We start from the raw sequence: 516 nt of genomic DNA, 5'->3' as shown, positions 1-516 counted from the left end.
CTACGAGAGCAACTACTTTTACATTTTTAACGCGATATAGAATCGAGTTCAAAGCTGAGGACTGGCAGTTACCAATCAACGCAATTCTTGCTGTAGAATAAGGCGTTGAGTCCCGAATATAATTCGGGATCGGCCTGTTAAACTCAGTGTTCAGCAGTCCGTCACGGTTATACGCCGAATTTATTTCTACAAGCGCATCGATTTTATCAGCTGACGACAAACGCTCGTAGACCGCCCTAAATGCCGAAACACCCAATTGAAGGGGAAGCGCCGTTCTCGGCAATTTGCGAAGGCTCATGAAAAGATTTTCATCGAAAAAATCTGTAAAAAGAATATCAAGTAAGCGGTCTGATGAAGGGTCACTTGCCTCCAAGCGGCCGATCAAGAATGCCACCGCTCGTTCGCGAGAAAGCCGGGCAACAGCCCAACTGTAATAAATCGCAATTATCGCACCGTACTCGCGGTGACGCAGTGCGTCATCATTCTCTTGAAAAAGTGACGAGAGGACCACACAGG

The 516-nt window shown here is 46.9% G+C and carries 1 protein-coding gene; it reads right to left on the bottom strand.

What is annotated here, in order from left to right:
- Nucleotides 1-516 (bottom strand): hypothetical protein (locus AB4Z23_RS28210; protein WP_441361273.1); only part of this gene is annotated, 516 nt, incomplete at both ends.

The sequence above is a fragment of the Agrobacterium sp. MCAB5 genome (assembly GCF_052114365.1).
In the GTDB taxonomy this organism is placed as follows: Bacteria; Pseudomonadota; Alphaproteobacteria; order Rhizobiales; family Rhizobiaceae; genus Agrobacterium; species Agrobacterium tumefaciens.
The sequence above is the reverse complement of the archived record's forward strand: the minus strand, read 5'-3'. Positions and strand labels throughout refer to the sequence as shown.